The organism is Stenotrophomonas sp. CC22-02, assembly GCF_004365115.1.
GTDB classification, from domain to species: Bacteria; Pseudomonadota; Gammaproteobacteria; order Xanthomonadales; family Xanthomonadaceae; genus Stenotrophomonas; species Stenotrophomonas forensis.
The window spans coordinates 3,306,088-3,329,009 of record NZ_SOCO01000001.1 but is presented as its reverse complement, the minus strand read 5'-3'; the positions used below and the strand labels follow the sequence as shown (position 1 = coordinate 3,329,009).

19 protein-coding genes are annotated in these 22,922 nt (G+C 67.6%); 17 read left to right on the top strand and 2 right to left on the bottom strand.

From position 1 onward, the window contains the following. The first annotated feature begins 32 nt into the window (after positions 1-32). The 8 genes from mreC to N440_RS15150 all read left to right on the top strand — a co-directional run bounded on the left by mreC (position 33) and on the right by N440_RS15150 (position 10,743). Positions 33-1,169: a rod shape-determining protein MreC gene (gene mreC / locus N440_RS15185; protein WP_133935594.1), complete on the top strand. Its 1,137-nt coding sequence runs from the start codon at positions 33-35 to the stop codon at positions 1,167-1,169. Further along, entirely contained in the window at positions 1,166-1,651 is a 486-nt protein-coding gene (mreD, locus tag N440_RS15180; protein ID WP_008265483.1) for a rod shape-determining protein MreD, read from the top strand. Before mreC ends, mreD begins: the two co-directional genes overlap by 4 nt. Positions 1,652-1,654: 3 nt before the next feature. Then, positions 1,655-3,730, top strand: a complete 2,076-nt coding sequence (gene mrdA, locus N440_RS15175) for a penicillin-binding protein 2 (protein ID WP_133935593.1) — start codon at positions 1,655-1,657, stop codon at positions 3,728-3,730. Then, positions 3,727-4,839, top strand: a complete 1,113-nt coding sequence (rodA, locus tag N440_RS15170; protein WP_053511901.1) for a rod shape-determining protein RodA — start codon at positions 3,727-3,729, stop codon at positions 4,837-4,839. The genes mrdA and rodA (N440_RS15170) overlap by 4 nt, the downstream gene beginning before the upstream one ends. Positions 4,840-4,930: 91 nt before the next feature. Further along, positions 4,931-6,025, top strand: a complete 1,095-nt coding sequence (gene rodA, locus N440_RS15165) for a rod shape-determining protein RodA (protein ID WP_133935592.1) — start codon at positions 4,931-4,933, stop codon at positions 6,023-6,025. Between the two features lie 986 nt (positions 6,026-7,011). Further along, positions 7,012-8,157, top strand: coding sequence for a lytic murein transglycosylase B (gene mltB / locus N440_RS15160; protein WP_006470749.1), 1,146 nt, complete (start codon positions 7,012-7,014; stop codon positions 8,155-8,157). Further along, positions 8,154-9,422 (top strand): septal ring lytic transglycosylase RlpA family protein, encoded by a 1,269-nt coding sequence (locus tag N440_RS15155; protein ID WP_053450825.1) that lies wholly within the window; start codon positions 8,154-8,156, stop codon positions 9,420-9,422. Before mltB ends, N440_RS15155 begins: the two co-directional genes overlap by 4 nt. Positions 9,423-9,522: 100 nt before the next feature. Further along, positions 9,523-10,743, top strand: a complete 1,221-nt coding sequence (locus N440_RS15150; RefSeq protein ID WP_008264856.1) for a D-alanyl-D-alanine carboxypeptidase family protein — start codon at positions 9,523-9,525, stop codon at positions 10,741-10,743. 257 nt (positions 10,744-11,000) lie between these two features. On the opposite strand, the gene N440_RS15145 is transcribed toward N440_RS15150, so the two are convergent. Continuing rightward, a complete protein-coding gene (locus N440_RS15145; RefSeq protein WP_133935591.1) occupies positions 11,001-12,074 on the bottom strand; it encodes a lipid A deacylase LpxR family protein in 1,074 nt (357 codons plus the stop codon). Between the two features lie 342 nt (positions 12,075-12,416). On the opposite strand from N440_RS15145, the gene N440_RS15140 reads away from it, so the two are divergent. The 8 genes from N440_RS15140 to gnd all read left to right on the top strand — a co-directional run bounded on the left by N440_RS15140 (position 12,417) and on the right by gnd (position 21,002). Next, the gene (locus N440_RS15140; protein ID WP_133935590.1) at positions 12,417-13,409 is read left to right on the top strand and encodes a CsgG/HfaB family protein; all 993 of its coding nucleotides are present in this window, start codon (positions 12,417-12,419) and stop codon (positions 13,407-13,409) included. 168 nt (positions 13,410-13,577) lie between these two features. Next, entirely contained in the window at positions 13,578-13,856 is a 279-nt protein-coding gene (locus N440_RS15135) for a YbeD family protein (RefSeq protein WP_005411067.1), read from the top strand. Further along, on the top strand, positions 13,844-14,554 hold the full coding sequence (gene lipB / locus N440_RS15130) for a lipoyl(octanoyl) transferase LipB (RefSeq protein ID WP_006470564.1): 711 nt from the start codon (positions 13,844-13,846) through the stop codon (positions 14,552-14,554). Before N440_RS15135 ends, lipB begins: the two co-directional genes overlap by 13 nt. A gap of 18 nt (positions 14,555-14,572) precedes the next feature. Then, positions 14,573-15,583 (top strand): lipoyl synthase, encoded by a 1,011-nt coding sequence (gene lipA, locus N440_RS15125; protein ID WP_133935589.1) that lies wholly within the window; start codon positions 14,573-14,575, stop codon positions 15,581-15,583. 282 nt (positions 15,584-15,865) lie between these two features. Then, on the top strand, positions 15,866-18,043 hold the full coding sequence (locus tag N440_RS15120; RefSeq protein WP_008267560.1) for a carboxy terminal-processing peptidase: 2,178 nt from the start codon (positions 15,866-15,868) through the stop codon (positions 18,041-18,043). Positions 18,044-18,230: 187 nt separating this feature from the next. After that, positions 18,231-18,830 (top strand): DUF2242 domain-containing protein, encoded by a 600-nt coding sequence (locus N440_RS15115; RefSeq protein WP_133935588.1) that lies wholly within the window; start codon positions 18,231-18,233, stop codon positions 18,828-18,830. Positions 18,831-18,853: 23 nt separating this feature from the next. Beyond that, positions 18,854-20,086 (top strand): hypothetical protein, encoded by a 1,233-nt coding sequence (locus tag N440_RS15110; RefSeq protein WP_208322790.1) that lies wholly within the window; start codon positions 18,854-18,856, stop codon positions 20,084-20,086. Positions 20,087-20,096: 10 nt separating this feature from the next. Beyond that, positions 20,097-21,002: a phosphogluconate dehydrogenase (NAD(+)-dependent, decarboxylating) gene (gene gnd, locus N440_RS15105; protein ID WP_133935587.1), complete on the top strand. Its 906-nt coding sequence runs from the start codon at positions 20,097-20,099 to the stop codon at positions 21,000-21,002. 298 nt (positions 21,003-21,300) lie between these two features. Here gnd and N440_RS15100 read toward each other — a convergent pair whose 3' ends face one another. Continuing rightward, on the bottom strand, positions 21,301-22,344 hold the full coding sequence (locus tag N440_RS15100) for an oxidoreductase (protein WP_133935586.1): 1,044 nt from the start codon (positions 22,342-22,344) through the stop codon (positions 21,301-21,303). A gap of 171 nt (positions 22,345-22,515) precedes the next feature. Here N440_RS15100 and N440_RS15095 point away from each other — a divergent pair, with 171 nt between their 5' ends. Continuing rightward, positions 22,516-22,899, top strand: a complete 384-nt coding sequence (locus N440_RS15095; protein WP_006470382.1) for a BON domain-containing protein — start codon at positions 22,516-22,518, stop codon at positions 22,897-22,899. Positions 22,900-22,922 lie beyond the last annotated feature (23 nt).

Below are 22,922 nucleotides of genomic sequence, written 5' to 3'. Positions count from 1 at the left end.
CCCTTCCGCCTTCTGCCAGTTGAAACGTTGCCGTGCCGCCCTACGCCGGACCTCCCGTCGCTTCCCGATCCGGTGATGCCGCCAGCCCGCTGCGGCTGCTGGCTTATCTCGCACTGGCCATCACCCTGATCGTGCTTGACGACCAGGCCGGCTGGCTCGCGCAGCTGCGCGGGCAGGCCAACAGTCTGGTGCAGCCGGTGTGGGCGCTGGCGGGCCTGCCGGGCAAACTCGGCAATCAGGTCAAGGATTCCGCTGCCAGCCACACCCAGCTGGTCACCGAGAACCGCGAACTGCGCAACCAGCTGCTGCTGGCCAACGCGCGCCTGACCCGCCTGCAGACCGCCGCGCTGGACAACGCCCAGCTGCGCGAGCTGCTGAACGTGGCCGAGCGCAGTGGCCTGGACGTGCAGCTGGCGCCGGTGCTGGATATCGATCTGGACCCGGTGAAGCAGCGGCTGGTGCTCGACGCCGGCAGCCGCGAAGGCGTGCATGTCGGGCAGGCGGTGATCGATGCCGGCGGCCTGATGGGCCAGGTGATCAGCGTCACCGGCGGCACCTCCACCGTGCTGCTGCTGACCGACCCCGACCACGCGGTACCGGTCACCGTGGCCCGCAACGGCGTGCGCCTGATCGTCTACGGCCGCGGCGACAAACTGGAACTGCGCGACATTCCGCTCAGCGCTGGTGTGGAAGTGGGCGATGAGATCGTGACTTCCGGTCTGGGTGGCCGCTTCCCGGCCGGCTTCCCGGTCGGCACCATCACCGGCCTGCGTCCGGACGATACCCATGCCTTCCTGGTCGGCGAACTGAAGCCGGCGGCCCAGCTCGACCGTGGCCGCGACGTGTTGCTGCTGCGCCCGGGTGCGGCGATCCGGATTCCGCCGGAACTGCGCCTGCAATTGGAAGCCACCGCGCCGGGCGGCCCGGCCACAGGTGCCACCGCGCCTGCGCCAGCCGCAACGACGCCGGCTCCGGCCAGTGCTCCGGTAGTGCCGGCCGCTGGCCGGCAACAGCCCTCGTCGCAAACGAGGACTGTTGCCCCCGCATCCCACCTTCCCCCCGCGCCTTCGGCGCGCCCCCCTCAACAAGAGGGGGGCTTTCCCCCAGCCGGGTCCACGGTAGTGCCGGCCGCTGGCCGGCAACCGACCACGCCGGAGGCGCAGCGATGAGCCGTCTGCGCGACAACCCGTGGGTGCTGCCGGCCAGCCTGGTGGTGGCGCTGCTGCTGGGCCTGCTGCCGCTGCCGGCGCTGCTGCAGCCGCTGCGCCCGTACTGGCTGGCGCTGGTACTGGCGTACTGGGTGATCGAAGCGCCCGAACGCGTCGGCCTGGGCGTCGCCTTCGCCAGTGGCGTGATCGCCGACCTGCTGTACGGCGGCGTGCTCGGCGAACAGGCGCTGCGGCTGGTGATGCTGGCCTTCATCCTGCAGCGCTTCCGTGCCCGCATCCGCTTCTTCCCGATGTCGCAGCAGATGCTGGCCATCGGCGGCCTGCTGTTCAACGACCGCATCGTCAGCGCGCTGGTCCACATCCTGGTGGGCGAGCCGACGTTGCCGTGGTCGTACTGGTGGGCGCCGCTGCTGGGCATGGGCCTGTGGCCGCTGGTGTTCGTGCTGCTGGACGCGGTGCGCTTCGGCAAGCGCGGGCGCTGAACCATGATTCCGCGCCGCCAGGTCAAGAACCCGCACGCCGAAGCCGAACAGTTCCGCCGCCGCGCGGCACTGGGTTTCCTGGGCGTGCTGGTCTGCCTGCTGGGCCTGGGCGGCTGGTACTTCAAGCTGCAGGTGCTGGACCACGACGTCTACGCCACGCGCTCGGAGGCCAACCGCATCAAGCCGCGGCCGGTGGTGCCCGGGCGCGGCATGATCTACGACCGCAACGGCCGCCTGCTGGCCGAGAACGTACCGGCCTTCCGCCTGGACGTGACCCCGGACAAGGTCAAGGACATGGACGCCACCCTCGAAGGGCTGGCGAAGATCATCAGCATCAGCCCGGAAGAGCTGGAAGCGTTCAACAAGTCGCGCAAGGCGCGCCGCAAGTTCCTGCCGGTCACGCTGAAGCTGCGCATGAGCGACGAGGAGATGGCGCGCTTCGCCGTCGACCGCTGGCGCTTCCCCGGCGTCGAGCTGGAGCCCTACCTGACCCGCCGCTACCCGTACGGCGACCTGTTCGCGCACATCATCGGCTACGTCGGCCGCGTCGATGACAAGGATCTGGAGATCCTCGGTGAAGGCAATGCGGCGCTGACCCACATCGGCAAGTCCGGCCTGGAGCGCTATTACGAGCAACAGCTGCGCGGCAAGGTCGGCTACGAGCAGGTCGAAACCAACGTGCAGGGCCGTGCGATCCGCACCATCGGCCGCGTCGCCGCGCAGTCCGGTGCCGACCTGCGGCTGTCGATCGACGCCGACCTGCAGCGCGCCATGGTCGCTGCCTTCGGTGACCAGGAAGGCTCGGCGGTGGCGATGGACCCGCGTACCGGCGAAGTGTTGGCGATGGTCAGCCTGCCGTCCTACGACCCCAACCTGTTCGTCAACGGCATCTCCCATGCCGACTTCAAGGCACTGAACGAGAATCCGTCGCGGCCGCAGTTCAACCGCCTGGTGCTCGGTGGCGTCGCCCCCGGTTCCACGCTGAAGCCGCTGATCGGCCTGGCCGGCCTGGATTCGGGCGTGCGCCGCCCGGAAGACAAGGTGCTGTCCACCGGTATGTTCTACCTGCCCGGCACCTCGCGCGGCTGGGGTGACGCCCACCGCGGCGGCCACGGCTGGACCGACCTGCGCAAGTCCATCGCCGAGTCGGTCAACACCTACTACTACAAGCTGGCGCTGGACCTGGGCATCGAGCGCTTCGACCACTACATGGAGTACTACGGCTTCGGCCAGCCGACCGGCATCGACCTGACCGGCGAAATCGGCGGCATCCTGCCGTCGCCGGCTTACAAGCGGAAGACCCGCAAGGAAGCCTGGTACCCCGGCGATACGGTCAACATCAGCATTGGCCAGGGCGACTGGAAGGTCACCCCGCTGCAGCTGGCGCGTGGCGTCAGCGCGCTGGCCGACGGCCAGCTGCGCACCCCGCACCTGGTGATCCAGCAGCGCGACGGCTTCGACAGCGACTGGGCGGCGACGTCGCCCGGCGAGATCAAGCCGGTCAGCCCCAACCCCAGCAACCTGCAGGCGGTGCGTGAGGGCATGATGGCGACCATGCGGCCCGGCGGCAGCGGTTGGCGCGTGGCGGTGGGTGCGCCGTACGTGATGGCCGGCAAGACCGGTACCGCGCAGGTCATCAGCCGCAAGGGCACGGCTGCCGTGAATCCGAAGAGCCTGCCGATGCACCTGCGCCACCGCGCGCTGTTCGTCGGCTTCGCCCCGGTCGAGAACCCGGTGATCGCGATCGCGGTGGCGGTGGAAGGCGGCGGCTACGGTGGTTCGGCGGCCGCGCCGATCGCACGCAAGGTGTTCGACGCCTACCTGCTGGGCAAGATGCCTGAAGGCATGCAGCCGCTGGACAGCGAGCGCGGCACCACCGCCATCGGCGCCACCGCGTTCGACAACGAAGATGCCGGTGCGCGCCAGGCGGGTGATCTCGCCGCGGGGCAGCTGGGTGAACATCCGGTGCTGGTCGGCGTGCCCGCGCCCGCACCGGCTCCTGCACCGCCGCCGGGCACACCGGCCGCCGCGGCGCTGCCGGCCACGCCGCGCCCGACCTCTGCGGAGCCCGCACGATGAAGGTGTTCCTGCGCTGGGCCGGCGACATGCTGCGCCGCTTCTTCAGCACGCTGGACTGGGTGTTGTGCCTGGCGCTGGGCGCGTTGATGGTGATCGGCCTGGCCACCTTGAAGAGTGCCGGTGGCGATGGCCTGGTGATGGCCCAGGGCGCGCGTTTCGCGGTGGGCATGGCGGCGCTGTGGGGCATCTCGCGGGTGCCGATCCTGCGCATCCGCTCGGCGACCCCGCTCATCTACGCGATCTCGATGATCCCGCTGCTGGCGGTGTTCGTACTTGGCACCGGCAAGTACGGCCGGCAGTGGCTGGACCTCAAGTTCTTCTACCTGCAGCCGGCCGAGCTGCTGAAGGTCAGCCTGCCGATGATGGTGGCCTGGTACCTGCACCGGATGCCGCTGCCGCCGCGCTTCAACACCGTGCTGGTGGCGCTGGTGATCATCGGTGTACCGACCGGGCTGGTGATGCTGCAGCCGGACTTCGGCACCGGCGTGCTGATCGCTGCCAGTGGTGTGTTCGTGCTGCTGCTGGCGGGCCTGCCGTGGTGGTGGGTCGGCCTGGGCGTGGGGGGCGTGGCTGCGGTCGCGCCGCTGGCCTGGTTCTGGTTGCTGCGGCCGTACCAGAAGGACCGCATCATGATGTTCCTGGACCCGGAGATGGATGCGCTGGGCGCGGGCTGGAACATCATCCAGTCGAAGATCGCGATCGGTTCCGGCGGCTTCGACGGCAAGGGCTGGGGCGAGGGCTCGCAGTCGCACCTGAACTTCATTCCCGAGCAGACCACCGACTTCGCGTTCTCGGTGCTGAGCGAGGAATTCGGCTGGATCGGCGTGGCCACCGTGCTGGCGCTGTACCTGGTGGTGATCGGGCGCTGCCTGTGGATCGCCAGCCAGTCGCGCGACTCCTATTCGCGGCTGCTGGCCGGCGCCACCGGCCTGGCGTTCTTCGTCTACGTGCTGGTCAATGGCGGGATGATTTCCGGCCTGCTGCCGGTAGTGGGCGTGCCGATGCCGCTGATCAGCTACGGCGGCACCTCGGCGGTATCGCTGCTGGCCGGCTTCGGGCTGGTGATGGCAGTGCGAAGCCACAATCCGGTACACGGCGGCTACGGCTGAGCCCGGCTCCGCCGCCTTCGTAGAGTCGAGCTTGCTCGACTCAGAAGCACCATGACAGCTTCACGCAAGCACGCATTGCTACCGTGCCCGCGTGGAATGGAAACGACTGTTTGGCGGCTGCCGTGAGGCGGTGCGCACGATCGACCTGCCGTTGCTGGTTGCGCTGTTGATCCTGATGGGCGCCGGCCTGGCGGTGCTGCACAGCGTGTCCGGCCCGGTGGCCGGGCAGGCCGCGCGCTTTGCCGGTGGCCTGCTGGCGATGTGGCTGCTGTCGCGGGTCTCGCTGCTGCGCCTGCGCGCGTGGACACCGGCGTTGTATGCGCTGTCGATGCTGCCGCTGATGGCGGTATACGTGATCGGCACCGGCAAGTACGGGCAGCGCTGGCTCAACCTGGGCGTGTTCTACCTGCAGCCGTCCGAACTGCTCAAGCTCAGCCTGCCGTTGATGATGGCGTGGTACCTGCACCGGCAACCGCTGCCACCGTCGCCACGCACGGTGCTGACGGCGGGCGTGCTGATTGGAGTACCCGCAGTACTGATCCTGATGCAGCCCAACCTGGGCACCGCCACGCTGGTCACGGCCAGCGGGGTGTTTGCCTTGCTGCTGGCCGGCCTGCATTGGGGCTGGGTCGCCACTGGCGCGACCGGGCTGGCGCTGGCCGCACCGCTGGCGTGGTTCGGCCTGCTGCGGCAGTACCAGAAGGATCGCGTGCTGACCTTCCTCGACCCCGCGGCGGACCCGCTCGGCACCGGCTGGAACATCCTGCAGTCGCGCATCGCGATCGGTTCGGGTGGCTGGCAGGGCCGCGGCTGGGGGCAGGGCACGCAGGCCACGCTGGATTTCCTGCCCGAGTACACGACCGATTTCGCGTTCTCAGTGTTGGCCGAAGAGTTCGGCTGGATCGGTGTGGCGACGGTGTTCGCGCTTTACCTGTTCGTGGTCGGGCGCTGCCTGTGGATCGCGGTGCACGCACGCGACACGCACGCACGGTTGCTGGCCGGCAGCCTGGGGCTGGCGTTCTTCGTCTATGTCCTGGTGAACGGTGGAATGATTTCCGGCCTGCTGCCGGTGGTGGGCATTCCAATGCCGTTGATCAGCTATGGCGGGACATCGGCGGTTTCGCTGTTGGCCGGTATCGGGTTGGTGATGGCGGTGCGCGGGCATCGGCCGGTGCACGGGGGATAGGGGTTCCAGCCAACGGCGCAGCCCCTCGTGGGTGGTCGCGTAACGCGGGTCATGTAATTGGGGCAGGCGCGGTGGGTTCGCGGGACACGCCGTAAACCCGTCCCTGGGGGCTCGATGGCGCCATCCATGGCGCCAACGGTCCCGCGAACCCACCGCGCCCGCCCCCTGACAGTTTTCGGGCGCGTCCACCCACGAAAAAGAAAAAAGAAGATCAAAAGCAAAAGCGGCCTGGCGGATCGCTTCATTGCCTTGTGTAGAGCCAAGCCGTGCTCGGCTCACGAGCAAGCGCAGCGCGCGACCCGCTTTTGATCTTTTTTTCTTCTCCGTGGGTAGAGAACACCCGTGAACTGTCAGCGGCCGGGTGGGTAGGCAGTGCGGGGTGTCCGCGGCATGGATGCCGCGGCCAAGCCCCCATGGATGGGTTCACGGCGTCCCCGCACTGCCTACCCACCCGGCCAGCCCTCAGCAATCCGGCTTTCAGCGACCACCCCCACCCACGAGGGGCTGCGCCGTTGGCTGGAAATTTCCTGACTCTGCGCAACGCCCGTTGTGGAAGCGTTCTCACAGGAGCCCGCAGCTGCATTGCCACTGACCGAAGTCCAGAAAAAATGTAATCCGGTTCACACTTTTACGCTGCGTTGATCCTGATCAATGGACTTGTCGTAATCGGCCTGCACAATGGCGGCCCGTTCGGCACGGCGCGCCGTCAATCGTTGCAGCGCGAGGGGGCGTCGGGCGGGAAGCAGTACTGATCCAACGGGTACAGGGAGCGCGGGGTACTGCCACTGGGGAGCGGCAGCCGCGCAGGTACCGACCGGATCCGGTCGCCGGTTGCGTCTGCGGGGATGGGGACGCAACCGGCAACCTCTATCTGAATGGGGTGGGTCTATCACGACGTCTTCACATTTCCCGCTGAACGCGGGCAAATCGTTGTGATTCATGGTGTTAGGGGTTTTAATTCATCCATGACCTGCTAACCTGCGACGATGATTCGACGCACTCTGGCCTGCATGCTCACCCTCGGCCTGGTCGCCTGCGCGACCCAGCCGAAGTCCCCACCGTCTTCGCCCCAGGCCAGCAGCACGCCGCGCCAGCCCGCCAGCAAGGCCCATGGCCCGGCCGAGGCCGCTCCCGAAGCCACTGCGGCCACCGCGCCGCCGGTCGATCTCACCCCGGTACCGTTCGAGGTCGCTCGGGCCCGCTTCATTGCCGACACCGCCAAGCGCTATGGCCTGAAGCCGGAGCAGATCAGCAGCGTGCTTGACCAGGCGCAGGTGCGCCAGCCGATCATTGCTGCCATGTCGCGCCCGGCCGAACGGGTCAAGCCGTGGAACGAGTACCGGCCGATGTTCATCAGCAAGGCGCGTATCGATGGCGGCCGCGCGTTCCTGGCGCAGCATCGCGCCGAGCTTGATCGCGTGCAGCAGCGCACCGGCGTGCCGGCCGAAGTGATCGTGGCGATCATCGGCGTGGAAACCAGTTACGGCAAGAATGCCGGCAGCCATCGTGTGCTGGATGCGCTGTACACGCTGGCGTTCTACTACCCGCGCAGCGGCGACCCGGCCAAGCTGGAACGCGAAGTGCGCCGCGAGCTGTTCTTCCGCGATGAGCTGGCCAAGCTGTTCGAGCTGGGCCGCGAAGAAAAGCTGGACATCACCACGCTCAAGGGCAGCTATGCCGGTGCGATGGGCATGGGCCAGTTCATGCCGTCCAGCTATCTCGATTACGCGGTGGACGGCAATGGCGATGGCCGCCGTGACCTGTTCAACAGCTATGACGACGTGTTCTCGTCCATCGCCAACTACTTCGTGAAGAAGGGCGGTTGGGTGCGTGGCGGCCAGGTCGCCGTGCCGGCCACGCTGGCGCCGGGGCGCGAGGAGTTCAACCCGACCGAGTGGATGCCCACCTGGTCGCTGGCCGACCTGGCGCAGCGTGGCTACCAGCCGAGCGCGCCGGTGCAGCCCGGTGCCACCGCTACCCCGATCACGCTTGAAGGCAGCACCGGCAAGCAGTACTGGCTGGGCTTCCAGAACTACTACGCGATCACCCGCTACAACCTCTCGAAGATGTACGCGATGGCCGTGTTCCAGTTGTCCCAGGCCATCGCCGGACAGGAGCTGCCCCCGGCATGAACATCAGATGGTTGGCCCCAGGCTTGATCGTCCTCGCGCTGGCGGCCTGCAGCAGCGCGCCGAAGAAGCCGGCCACGGCCGGCCATGGTGGCAAGTCCAGCGGCACGCTGGTGCAGGGCCGCGGATCGCGCCCGGCGCATTGCCCAGACGGTTCCCCGTACGCGGCGGCCAAGGAAGACCTGAGCACCCGCGGCAACTACACCGCCGGTGGCCTGTACAAACCGGGCGTGCGCGACAGCACGCCGGACTACATTCCCAACGTGGCCTGCATTCCCGAGCCGGAAGTGACCGCCGAGGAACGATCGGCGATCGGCAACAAGTCGCCGTACGTGGTGCTGGGCAAGTCGTACAACGTGCTTGACGACACCCGCAACTACGTCGAGCGCGGCACCGCGTCGTACTACGGCGCCAAGTTCCATGGCCGCCTGACCTCCAACCGCGAGGTCTACGACATGTACCAGTTCACCGCCGCGCACAAGACGCTGCCACTGCCCAGCTTCGCCCGCGTGACCAACCTCGACAACGGCGAGTCGGTGATCGTGCGCGTCAACGACCGGGGGCCGTTCCATGATGGCCGCGTGGTTGACCTGAGCTATGCCGCCGCCGTGCGCCTGGGCATCACCCAGCGCGGCACCGGCAATGTCGAAGTGCGCGCACTGCAGCCGGGCGAGAGCAACCTGCTGGCGCAGAAGCCGTCGCGTCGCGAGCGCCGCGCCGCCGAAGCGGCTGCTGCTACCGCCGTGGCCAGTGCACGACCGGCACCGGCCGCGCGGGTCGCCGCCGACAGCGACATCGATCGCCTGGTCCAGCGTCTGCCGGCCGACGGCATGCCTGCACGTGGCCAGCCGGCCACCACCCAGGGCGTAGCCAGCACCGCGCCGGACGTGGCGGTCAGCAGCCTGCCACCGAGTGCACTGCCGGTGCGCAGCTCCGCACCGGCACCGGTTGCGGTGGCCAGCGCGGCACCGCGTGCGGCTGCGCCGGCCCCGGTACGTTCCGCCCCGACGACACCCAGCCTGTCGCAGCAGGTGGTCGGCGCAGTGATGGTGCAGGTCGCCAGCTTCTCCAACCGCGACAACGCCAACCGCGCGATGGGCCAGCTCAATGCCGCAGGCATCGTCGGCGCCACCATCAGCGACATCGCGGCCGGTGGCCGCACCCTGTTCCGCCTGCGCGTACCCGCCAGCGACCATGCCAGTGCCGCGGAACTTGTCGGCCGCATCGCCGGTCTGGGCCTGGGTTCGCCGCAGATCGTCAAGGATTGAACCGCCCGGGCCGGTGCTGCCGGCCCGTGCTCCCCCGGCCTTACAATGGCCGTTACGTTCCACCCTCCATTCCCGGCCGTCCCCTGGAGCCTGCTGTCCAATGAATTTCCGTTCCGCCGCCACTGCCCTGGCCGCCACCCTGGTGGTGGGCCTGGCTTCCGCCCAGACGCCGCTGCCGACTCCGGCCACGCCGGCGCCTGCCGCCGCCGCTGCTGCCCCGGCCACTGTCGCCACTCCGCCGGCCCCGGCGCCGAGCGTGTCCAAGGCCTGGGTGCTGATGGACTACGCCACCGGCCAGGTGCTGGCCGGCGAAAACGTCCACGAGCAGCTGGCCCCGGCCAGCATCACCAAGGTGATGACGTCCTACGTGATCGCCGCCGAGGTCAAGAACGGCAAGGTCCGTGCGGATGACCAGGTGATGATGAGCGAGCGCGCCTGGCGCGAAGGTGGCGCCGGTACCGATGGCAGCTACAGCGGCTTCCCGGTCAACCAGACCGCGCGCCTGGAAGACATGGAAAAGGGCATGGCGATCCAGTCCGGCAACGACGCCGCGATCGCCCTGGCCGAGCACGTGGCCGGCAGTGAAGAAGCCTTTGCGTCGCTGATGAACAGCTACGCCGCCAAGATCGGCATGAAGGACTCGCACTTCGTCAACGCCCACGGCCTGACCGCGCAGGGCCACCACAGCACCGCCTACGACCTGGCGCTGCTGGGTCGCGCGATGGTGCGCGACTACCCGGAAACCTACGCGTACAACAAGATCAAGGAATTCCAGGTCGGCAACATCAAGCAGCCGAACCGCAACCTGCTGCTGTGGCGCGATGGCAGCGTCGATGGCATCAAGACCGGCCACACCTCCGAAGCCGGTTACTGCCTGATGAGCTCGGCCCAGCGCGGTGACCAGCGCCTGATCGCCGTGGTGCTGGGTGGCGCGTCGGAAAAGCAGCGCGCCGACGACAGCCTGGCCCTGCTGAACTGGGGCTTCCGCTTCTTCGAGACCCACCGCCTGTACGAGCCGGGCAAGGCCGTGGCCGAGCACAAGGTCTGGAAGGGCACCACCGACAAGGTGCAGCTGGGCGTGGCCCAGCCGATGCTGGTCAGCGTGCCGCGCGGCCGCTACAACGACCTGAAGCCGAGCATTGATGTGCCCAAGACCCTGGAGGCACCGTTCACCGCCGGCCAGCAGGTCGGTACGGTGAAGGTCACCCTGGATGGCAAGGTCATCGCCGAAGCACCGCTGGTGGCCGTGGCCGCCGTTGAGCAGGCCGGCTTCTTCAAGCGCCTGTGGGACAGCTTCTGGATGTGGTGGGAATCGGAATGATCCACGCCGTGGCGTGGTGAACGAAAAGGCCGGCGAAAGCCGGCCTTTTCTGTTTCCGGATGCCGGCGCCGCATGAGCCCATCCGCAGATCCTGATGGTAGTGCCGGCCGCTGGCCGGCTCCTCATCACTCCATCCGGATATGCCAGCAGCCGGCCAGCGGCCGGCACTACCATCAGCCCCTCGCTTACAGCGAGCGAAGCAAACCGGCGTGCCGGCCAACGGCCGGCACCTACCCGCTTCACCATCAGCCCCTCGCTTACAGCGAGCGGCTGATGGTGAAGCTGCCGAACACCGGCGACTGGCGCTGGCCGTAGAACTCGCGGGTGCTGTGGTAGCGCGCGACCGCGAACTTCCAACGTCCGCGCATCACCGCGATGCCATAGCCGCCCTGGGCGACCACGTGGCGCTTGTCCACACTGTGGCTGCTGCGGAACGTGTTGCCGTCCAGGGTGATGTCGCGGATCACCCACGCCGCGTCGGTGGTCGCGAACAGGTGCCACGACCAGCCGCTGGGACGCCCGCCGCGTGTCGGCGCAGTGTTTTCACCGGCCGGACGCAGCGGCGTGCTGCCGAAATCATCGGGCAGCTTCCAGCCGAAACGCACTTCACCGCCGGCATTGGCCTTGGTTTCCAGGTTGCCGATCGCACCGCCATAGTGGCTGATCGCATCCCAGCCCCAGCCGCCGGCATTGACGCTGGCATCGGCCGGCCAGCGGCGCATGCGCTCGTGGGTCAGCATGAACAGCGGTTCGTTGTGCAGCTGGTTGTCCCAGCCCTCGAACTTCTTGTCGTTGAGGATGTCGTGCACCGCATCCTGCACCTGCTTGCCCTGTGCCCACGGACCGACCACGCCCAGCGTCAGCTGGGTGGTCTGCAGGCGGTCGCCGCTGCGCGCGTTGAAGCCGAAGCTGGCGATCAGCACGCCGGCATACGGTCGATCATCCTTGATCAGGTCGCGGCGGGCTGGATCGGTCGGGGTGAAGATGCCCTGGCCGATACTGAAGATCATGTTCTGCTGCTCGAACCTGCCCGGGTGCAGGCCTTCCAGATACTGGTTCACCCAGCGCGCCATCCGCGGCAGGCAGGGGTCGTCGGTGTAGTCGACCAGGTTCGGCGAGACCAGGGTCAGCTGGGCGCCGTTGGTGTAGCCCTGGTCCTGGTGGCGGCCACCGAACAGGTCGTTGTCGACGCGGATGTTGACCTGGGGCGGGTGGTCGCGCATCGCATCCGGGCCGCATCGTTCGGCGGCCTGGGCGGCAAGGGGGAGGGCAGCGGCAAGCAGGCCGGACAGCCCGAGGGCTGCAAGGCGGGGGTGGGAAGGGGGGCTCATCGGGGCGCGGGTTCTTTTGTCGATTTCAGCCGCGACACGGTACCCCCAGGTGGTCGCCAAAACGACCACATGGCGCTCACTTGTCTGTTCCGAAAACAACATTGTCCAACCGACACAATGTGATACACGGTGTCGGGGCGGGTCCGCCAGCTGGCGCCATCGCCCGGGTTGGCCAAATCTGTCGTCGTCCGCACTTCCAGTCAGCTGCGGTTGTGGTTGGGTCCCTGCATGCCCTATCCTCTGCGCCGACGCCTGGGGGGCGTCGCCAAAGGATTCAGGTCCCAGACCCTTTCTCAACCCATGGATTGTGCTTCGCCGTCGGCGAAGTGCTGGATGACTCATATGAACAAATCGAATTCGCTCGCCCATGTGCTGGCCTGCGCGCTGCTGGGTGCCGGTCTGGTGGCCGTCAGTGCCCCGGCGTCGGCCGGTCTGCGCGACAGCTTCGCCAACAGCCGCACCTCTGCCCAGGAGCAGAGCAAGAAGGGCCAGGCCGAGATTCCGGTCTGCACCAAGCCGCTGGGTTCCATCTCGGTGATCGAGCCGGAAGACGTGGTGAACTGGTGGACCGGCCAGCAGCTGCCGGCGCCTTCGAAGCTGATCAAGGTCTTCGTCAACAAGTCCAAGTGCTTCACCCTGGTGGACCGTGGCGTCGGCATGGCCGCTGCCCAGGCCGAGCGTGCGCTGGCCAGCGAAGGCCAGCTGCGCGGCCGCTCCAACATCGGCAAGGGCCAGATCCGCGCCGCCGACTACGTGCTGGTGCCGGACCTGATCTCGCAGAACAGCAATGCCGGCGGCAACGCCATCGGTGGCCTGCTGGGCGGCCTGATCGGCGGCAAGGCCGGTGCGGTGGTCAGCGGCCTGAACTTCCGCAGCAAGACCGCGGACGTGACCCTCACCCTCACCGACGTGCGCTCCTCCGAGCAGGTGGCCATCGTCGAGGGCAACTCGAAGAAGACCGACCTGGGCTGGGGCGCCGGTGGCGGCCTGTTCGGCGGCGGCGGCATCGGCGCGATGGGCGTGGGCGGCTATGCCAACACCGAAATCGGCCAGGTGATCACCCTGGCCTACCTGCAGGCGTATACCAACATGGTGGCCGAGCTGGGCGGCCTGCCGGCCAATGCCTCGGCGGCCAACTCCGGCCAGGCAGTGACCATGCTCAAGGCCGGTCGCCTGCTGGCCAATGCCAAGGGCACTGGTGCGCCGGTGCGCTCGCTGGAGCCGGGCATGCTGCTGTACCCCACCGGCGTCAAGGAAGGCACCATGTGGGAAGTGGAAGACGAAATGGGCAACAAGGGCTGGGTCAATTCCACCCTGATGGAAACGGCCAAGTAAGCCGCCTGCGTGCCGGCCCTGCGCCGGCACGCGCCGCCTGCCGGGCCGGCCTTCGTGGACGGCCCTGCCAGAGGCGCGGCCCCGCTGCAACGCAGCGGCTCGCCGGTGCCGCCTTTGACTTTGATGAATACTCTTGGGTTTGTTGCCCTGCGGCCCGATAATGGGGGCATGGAAATCAAGTCCGACAACCCCGACCACGGCTTCCAGTTCCCCGGCCAGTTCGAGCTCAGCGCCATGGGCCCGGCCAACCGCGGCCTGGAACATGAGCTTCCCCGCCTGCTGTTGGCGGCCGGCATTGATGTCGTCAATGAACGCATCAGCTGGAAACACTCAAGCAACGGCAAGTACGTCTCCGTCCGCATCGTGTTCAAGGCCGAGAGCCGCGAGCAGTACGACCTGGCGCACCAGGCGCTGCGCGACCACCCGGAAGTGAAGTGGACGCTGTAGCCGACAGCTGCCCGGCCGAAGCCGCCCCGGAAGACCGCGCGCCGCGTCCGGCGGTGGTGCGTGACCTCGGCCGCCAGGCATACGAGCCGGTGTGGCGCGCCATGCAGCGCTTCACCGACCAGCGCAGCGACGCCGACGCCGACGAGCTGTGGGTGGTCGAGCACGATCCGGTGTTCACCCTGGGCCAGGCCGGCAAGGACGAGCACGTGCTGGCGCCGGGCGAGATCCCGGTGCTGCATGTGGACCGCGGCGGCCAGGTGACCTATCACGGCCCCGGCCAGATCGTGGTCTATCCGCTGCTGCGGCTGCCGCGGCTGGGCATTGGTGTGCGCGACTATGTCTGCCGCATCGAGCAGGCCCTCATCGACACCCTGGCCGAGTGGAACATCGGTGCCGAACGCCGCGAGGGTGCCCCGGGCGTCTACGTCGGCGGCGCCAAGATCGCCGCGCTCGGCATCCGCGTGCGCCGCGGCTGCACCTTCCATGGCCTGGCCTTCAACGTGTCCATGGACCTGGAACCCTTCCACCGCATCAACCCCTGTGGCTATCAGGGGTTGCAGGTGACATCGGTAGTAGACTTGGGCGGGCCCTCCGGGATGGAGGCCGTCAAGCCGGTGCTGCTGGACCACCTGGCCCGCCAGTTCGGCCTGCTGCTGCAGCACACGCCCGAACTGCCCGATCTTTCTGCGGCCGCCTGACCGCCCCCCGGAACTGCCATGACTGAAACCACCGCCCGTTCCATTCCCCTGCAGATCGTGCAGGGCGACTCTCCGTCCGCCGCGCCGTTGCAGGCCGGGGTCAAGCAGCTGGGCGGTGACAAGATCAACCGCTCGCCGGTGCAGTTCGCCGATGCGCCGGTGCTGCGCAAGCCGTCCTGGATCCGCGTGCGCATTCCCTCGGGCAATGCCGTGCAGAACCTGAAGGCCAAGCTGCGCGAGAACCGTCTGGTGACCGTGTGCGAGGAAGCCAGCTGCCCGAACATCCATGAGTGCTTCGGCCACGGCACCGCCACCTTCATGATTCTCGGCGAGGTCTGCACGCGCCGCTGCTCGTTCTGCGATGTGGCGCACGGCCGCCCGAAGCCGCCGGATGCCAACGAGCCGGCCAGCCTGGGCCAGACCGTGGCCGACATGGGCCTGAAGTACGTGGTGGTGACCAGCGTCGACCGCGATGACCTGCGCGACGGCGGTGCCCAGCACTTCGTCGACTGCATCAGCGCCATCCGCGCGAAGTCGCCGGGCACCCGCATCGAAGTGCTGACCCCGGACTTCCGCGGCAAGGGCCGCATGGAGCGCGCGCTGGAGATCCTGGCGCAGAACCCGCCGGATGTGTTCAACCACAACATCGAAACCGTGCCGGACCTGTACCGCAACGTGCGCCCGGGCGCCGATTACCAGTGGTCGCTGAACCTGCTGAAGAACTTCAAGGCGCAGCACCCGGAGGTGCCGACCAAGAGCGGCATCATGCTGGGCCTGGGCGAGGAGTTCGAGCAGATCAAGGCCACCATGCGCGACCTGCGCGCGCATGACGTGGACATGATCACCATCGGCCAGTACCTGCAGCCGACCGCGCACCACCACCCGGTGCTGAAGTACTGGACCCCCGAGGACTACAAGGCGCTGGAAGACTACGGCTACGAGCTGGGCTTCAGTCACGTGGCCTCCGGCCCGATGGTGCGTTCTTCGTACCACGCCGACGTGCAGGCCAAGGGCGCAGGGGTCTCCTGACGACCCAGGCGGGCGCGGCCCGCCGTCTTCGGTGGGTGCGAACCTTGGTTCGCACGCCTTTGCCTGCTGTAGAGCCGAGCCCATGCTCGGCTGCTTGCTGGTGGCCTGCCGAGCAAGGGCTCGGTCCCGCCTTCGCCTGCATTCACAATTTGCTACACCGGCCCCGCTAGGCTGGTTTTCCACCGAGCGCGGCCGGGTGACAAACCCGGCAACTTTCGGCACTGTCGTGGTGTCTGAACACCCTGCAGTCTCCCCCTTGGCAAGGCGCCTTCGAGCACGTCAATGAAATTCAAAGCCCCCGCATTCCTGATGGCCCTGGCGCTGGTCGCACCGCTGGCGCTGGCGGCCAAGGCCGACTCGCCTGCATTGCCCGCGGCGGCCACCGCCGATCAGGTGACCACCTCCAAGCTGGTGTACGGCCTGCTGTCCGACAGCCGCTACGCCTACCGCCCGCGCGCGCTGGACGAGGCCACCTCCAAGGACGTGTTCAAGCGCTACCTGGAGACGCTGGACGGCGGCAAGCAGTACTTCACCCAGGCCGACGTGGCGCGCTTCGCGCCGTTCGAAGCCAATATCTCTTCGGCCATCCGTGGCGGCGAGCTGGAGCCGGCGTTCCAGGTGTTCGCCGTCTACAAGCAGCGCGTGGGCGAGCGCGTGGCCTACGCGCGCAAGCTGCTCAAGCAGGAGCCGGATTTCACCACCGACGAGCGTTTCGAATACGACCGCAAGAAGGTGCCGTGGGCGGCCAGCAGCGCCGAACTGGATGAACTGTGGCGCAAGTCGGTCAAGAATGATTGGCTGCGCCTGAAGCTGGCCGGCAAGAAGCCGGACGACATCCGCAAGACGCTGGACAAGCGCTATGCCACGCTGGAGAAGTCGGTCAATGAACTGAAGGGCGAAGACGTCTTCCAGTTCTTCATGAACTCGTACACCAGCGCGGTTGATCCGCACACTGATTACTTCACTCCGCGCACCGCCGAGAACTTCAACCAGGCGATGTCGCTGTCGCTGGAAGGCATCGGCGCGCAGCTGCAGCGCCAGGACGACGTGGTGGTGATCCGCGAGATCATCGCCGGTGGCCCGGCCGCGGTGGACGGTACGCTGAAGCCGGGTGACCGCATCGTCGGCGTCGGCCAGGGCAAGTCCGGCCTGGTCGAGGACGTGATCGGCTGGCGCATCGATGATGTCGTGGCCAAGATCCGCGGCGCCAAGGACACCCAGGTCAAGCTGGAATTCATTCCGGCGGCGGAAGGCGCCGACGGCAAGCACCACACCCTGGTGCTGACCCGGCAGAAGGTGCGCCTGGCCGAACAGGCCGCCAAGGGCGAGACCATGACCATTCCGGCCGCCAACGGTGAACCGGCACGGAAGGTCGGTGTGATCAAGCTGCCGACCTTCTACCAGGACTTCGAAGGCCGTCGCCGCAATGCCGCCGACTACGCCTCGGCCACCCGCGACGTGGCCAAGCTGCTGGCCGGTTTCAAGAACGACAAACTGGACGGCGTGGTGCTGGACCTGCGCAACAACGGCGGTGGTTCGCTGGATGAAGCCATCGAACTGACTGGCCTGTTCATCGAGCAGGGCCCGGTGGTACAGGTGCGTGAGTCCGGTGGCCGCGTCACCGTCAACAGCGACCGCAACCAGGGTGTGGCGTGGGATGGCCCGCTGGCGGTGCTGATCAACCGCGGTTCGGCCTCGGCCTCGGAAATTTTCGCCGGCGCCATCCAGGACTACGGTCGTGGCCTGGTGATCGGTGAGACCAGCTTCGGCAAGGGCACCGTGCAGAACATCGTGGACCTCGATCGTTGGCCGAGCGGCGAGACCCAGCGCTTCGGCCAGGTCAAGCTGACCATCGCCCAGTTCTTCCGCATCAGCGGCAGCAGCACCCAGCACAAGGGCGTGGTGCCGGACCTGGCCTTCCCGGCCAGCGTCGATGCCACCGAGTTCGGCGAAAGCACCTACGACAACGCATTGCCGTGGACCCGCATCGCCGCCGTGCCGCACACCCAGTACGGCAACTTCGCACCGCTGCTGCCGAAGCTGGAAACCCGTCACGATGCACGCATCGCCACCGACAAGGAATTCCAGTGGTGGAACGAGGACGTGCAGCAGTTCCGCACCGAAGCGGCGAAGAAGTACATCTCGTTGAACGAGGCGACGCGCCGCGCCGAACGCGAGCGCCAGGATGCCCAGCGCAAGGAACGCCAGGTGCAGCGCAAGGAACTGGGCCTGGCCCTGGACCCGCTGGCCGATGACAGCAGCGACGACGGCCTGACCGGCAACGAGCGCGACATCGTCAAGGATGCCGCGCGCGAGAAGGCCGCCGAGAAGCGTCCGGATCCGCTGCTGCGCGAGTCGGCCTCGATCCTGGCCGATGCGGTGAACCTGCTGGCCAACGACCGCCCGCTGTCGGCGCAGGTGCTGCCGCAGTCCACCGGCGCCGGCCGCTGGGCCGACTGAGCCGCCATCCCGCTTGAAAAGGGGACGGAGGGGATTAAGTCGTTTGTGGCACAAACGACTTAATCCCCTCCGTCCCCTTTTTTGTGCATGAACAGGCCGCAACGGCGGGGGCGGGCGAGCGTACTTTCGACCTCCCGCACACGGCTGCGGGACTACCCTTGGCGGCACCGTCCTCGCAGGAGTACCCATGCGGGCCTCCCGTCTTACCAGCGCTGTCGTGGCCCTCAGCAGCGCCCTGATCCTGTCGGCCTGTGGTGGCCGCGCCGCCGACAGCACCCTGCTGCGTGAATCCTTTGATTCCGGCGACACCTTCTCGCGCACCGTCGATGGCCGTCCCGGCGACGCCTGCGAAGCGGCACGGCGGACCCTGCTCAGCCAGGGCTATGCCATTGCCCGCTCGGACGAGGCACAGGTGGAGGGCAACAAGAATTTCCAGCCCCGCGACGACGATCACGAGCAGTTGGTACTGCGCATCTCCTGCGCGCCGCGTGGCAGCCAGACGCTGGTGTTCGTCAGCGCGGTGCAGGACCGCTATGCGCTGAAGAAGAGCCCGACGTCGGCCAGCGTGGGCGTGGGTGCATTGGGCTCGGTGTCGCTGCCGTTCGGCAGCAATGATGATTCGCTGGTGAAAGTGGCCAGCAGTACGGTCACCGATGCCGAGTTCTATCGTCGTTTCTTCCAGCGCCTGCAGCAGTACCTGCCTGCGGACGCAGCCACGCCCGCGCCGCCTGCTTCGCCCGTACCTGCGACTCCGGAACCTGCACCGGCCAGCACGGACCAGGGGTGAGCGTGCGCGGCAGGTTGATCGGCATGGCCCTGCTGCTGGCGCCCGTGCTGGGAGCGGCGGCCACGCCCGTGGACTGCACGCAGGGCCTGCTGCAGCGGCTGGGCTGGCGCTTCGAAGAGGCGGCGGTGGCCACGCCGCAGGTGCACGGCGGTGCCGTGTGCACGCGCGCCACGTTGGCCGAGGCGCAGGCGGCGGGCGATCTACGCGTGCAGTGGCCGGCCGCAATGCCCGCTGCGGCCCGACAGGCACAACTGCGGCAACTGCTGGACGACCCGGCCACGGTCTGCGCCTATGCGTTCGAACTGGGCGCCGCCACGCAGCGTGCGGCGACCGCATTGCAGGACAATCCCACGTTCCGTTTTTCCGGCCCGCAGCTGGGCTGGATCGGCTTCGGCCTGCGGGGTGCACCTTCGCAAGGGTGGCAGCGTACACGCAGTTTCGGCCGCGGTTACGTGCCCAGCGCCGGCAACAGCCGTGCACTGCAGACGTTCTACAGCGGCAGCGTGCGTGCCGAATGTGGCGTCGGCCGTCAGGTCGCGCAGCTGGCCACGCAGCGCGAGCTGTATGGTGATGCTGCGTTCGATACCGAGTTCAAACCCGCAGAACTGTCGATTGGTACGTTCCTGGCGCTGCATGACACCGACAGCATTCTGCTGGGTGCAAGCGCAGGCGATTTCTTCGCCGATGGCAAGGCGGTGCGCACATCGATGCTGGGACGGCAGGCGTTCGTCGGTGTGCCGGGTTTCATCGAACATGTGTACGACAAGGGCACGCTGGACGATCTGAGCAACCAGGCCGAGAACTTCGTGGTGGTCGAGGTGGGCGAGGGCGCTGCGCAGGCGCTGGCCCTGCACCGCGGGCTGGCCTGGTACGACCAGCGCAATGTCGAGCTATGGAAACTTGCGCAGGACATCCCACGTGTCGGTCAGCGCTACTTCGAGCGCCTGCTGTTCGAGCGCGACCCGGACCTTCGCGCACGGCTGGAACCGCGCTACCACGACACGCTGGCACGCATGGACCAGCTGCTGGACGATCCGTTCTACCAGCAGTTCGTGATCTATGTGCACCCGCGCGGTATACGTCCCATCGGCTACCACGTCGCCCGCCTGCTTGATCGCAACCCACGAACACCGTTTTCGATCGACCTGGCGGTGCACAATCTGCATACCACGCTCTACCGGCGTTGGCGCGAGGCGCAGCTGCGCCACTGCGCGGCCACCGGCAGGCCAGGCAGCCTGACCCTAGACCCCAACTGAAGGTGAAACAATGGATATTGCAATGATCGGCCTCGGCCGCATGGGTGCCAACATGGCCCAGCGCCTGCATCGCGGCGGCCACCGCGTGGTCGGCTACGACCCGGGCGAAGGCGCGCGTCAGCGTGCGGCTGAGGCCGGCCTGGAGGTGGTTGATTCGCTGGCCGCTGCCGTCGCTGCGCTGCCAGTGCCGCGCGTGGTGTGGCTGATGGTGCCGGCCGGCGAGACCGTCGACCAGACCCTGGGCCAACTGACCCCGCATCTGGCCGAGGGTGACATCGTCATCGACGGTGGCAACTCCAACTACCAGGACTCGATCCGCCGTGCCAAGGCGCTGGCCGAGGACGATCTGGGCTACGTCGACTGCGGCACCAGCGGTGGCGTGTGGGGCCTGCAGGAAGGCTACAGCCTGATGGTCGGTGGCGAAGCGTCGGTGGTGGAACAGATCGCGCCGCTGCTGCGCACGCTGGCCCCGGCCGAAGATCGCGGCTGGGCCCGCGTGGGTCCGTCCGGCGCAGGCCACTTCACCAAGATGGTCCACAACGGCATCGAGTACGGAATGATGCAGGCCTACGCCGAAGGCTTCGCGCTGATGGAGCGCAAGCAGGAGATGGAACTCGACCTGGCCCAGGTGGCCGACGTGTGGCGCCACGGCAGCGTGGTGCGTTCGTGGCTGCTGGACCTGAGCACCGAAGCGCTCAAGCGCAATCCGTCGTTGGACGGCATCGCACCCTATGTCGAGGATTCCGGTGAAGGCCGCTGGACCGTGGCCGAAGCGATTGCCTTGGACGTGCCGGCCCCGGTAATCACGCTGTCGCTGCTGGAACGCCTGCGTTCACGCGAATCCAATTCGTTCACCGACCGTCTGCTGTCGGCGATGCGCAACGAATTCGGCGGCCACGCCATCAAGAAGTCGTAAGCACTGCGATGGGGGCAGTCGAGCATGGCTCGACGCTACAAAAGCCTGCTCCGATCATTACCAAGTCGATGTGTCGACCAAGGTCGACACCTACCGTCGGGCGCGGATAACTGTCGAAGGCGGGGTGGGTCCGGTTGCGGGGGTGTCCGCGGCATGGATGCCGCGGCCAAGCCCCCAGGGATGGGTTTACGGCGTCCCCCGCACCCGGACCCACCCCGCCATCCCACGGATAGCTGGCTTTTGCTGTTGCTTCGGCTTCGGCTTCGGCTTCGGCAGTTGCACGGCGCAGCCCTGCCGATCACCCCAACGCGATTCGCCGCCCTTCGCGCGCACTGTCCATCCCGGCCTGCAGCAACCGCATCAGCTGCAGCGCCTGCACCGCACTGACCGTCGCCTCGCCATCGCCATGCATCGCCGCCGCGAACTGCGCATACAGCCGTCGGTAATCGCCGGGCAGGTTGTCGACGGTGCTGCGCTGCACGTTGTCCTCGGCATCGCAGCGCAGCAGCTCGCCATGCCGCGGATCGATGCCCCAACCCGGCGCACCCGGTGCAACACCGCGGCGCAGCTGCGCCTCCTGCACATCCAGCCCGTGCTTGATCCAGCTGCCCGTGCTGCCATGCACGCTGAAGTGCGGTGTGGGGGCCGCCACCAGCGAGCCCGCATGCACGATCGCGCGATGCCGTGGGTAGTGCAGCACTGCGTGGAAGTAATCGATGCCGCTGCCGCCCTCGCGCTGCACCGCCAGATCGGCGTCGATGGCCTCGGGCCAGCCGAACAGCACCAGCATCTGGTCCAGCAGGTGCGGGCCCAGGTCGTACCACAGGCCGCTTCCCGGGCCATCCTGTTCGCGCCAGCGCTCGCGCACCTGCGGCCGGTAGCGATCGAAATGCGCATGGCACTCGGCCACCTCGCCAAGCGTGCCTTGCGCAAGAAGCGACTGCAGGGTGAGGAAGTCGGCATCGAAGCGCCGGTTCTGGAACACGGTCGCGATGCGCCCGGCATCGCGCGCCGCGGCCAGTATCGCTTCGGCTTCGGTGACGTCGAGCGCGAACGGCTTGTCGACCAGCACATGCTTGCCCGCCGCCAGCGCGGCGATCGCCAACGGCGCGTGCTGTTCGTTGGGCGTGGCAATCACCACCGCATCCACCGCCGGATCGTCGAAGACCTGCTGTGGCGTGGCCCGAACGTGCACGTTGCTGAACGTGCGCAGGAGCGTGTCGCGCTGCGAACTGACGACGCTGTGCAGCACCAGTCCGGGCGTGTGCTGGATCAGCGGCGCATGGAAGACCCGGCCGGCGAGGCCGAAGCCGATCAGGGCCAGTTGCAGGTCGGGGCGCATCGCACAGCTCCGGCAGAGGGAAAGGGCAGGGTAAACGACCGGCGATCACCGTCCAAAACTGAACCGTTGCCGTTGGAAACGCTTCGATTCACAGCGGCATGACTGCAACGCCACGCCTGCTCCACGGCCGCTTGTCCAGACTGGCAGCACATCCCGAAGGAGTACGACACGATGAGCAATACCACCCGCACGCTGATTGCTTCTGCCCTGACCCTGGGCCTGGCGCTGTCCTCCTCGGCCGCCTTCGCCAAGGACCCGGCCGCGAAGAGCCCGCCGACCAGCACCCATCCGGCGACCCACGCTGATCGGCATGACTCCAACGAGCCGGTGACCGATACCTGGATCACCACCAAGGTGAAGGCTGACCTGCTGGCCAGCAGCAACGTTCCGGGCACTGAAATCAAGGTGGAAACCGTGAACGGCGTGGTCAGCCTGAGCGGTGCCGTGGCGACCCAGGCCGAGAAGGACAAGGCGGTCACCACCGCCAAGGGCATCAAGGGCGTGACCCGCGTCGATGCCGCAGCACTCAAGGTCAGCGCCGCTGCCAAGCGCTGAACCTGATGGGCGCCCCAAGCTGG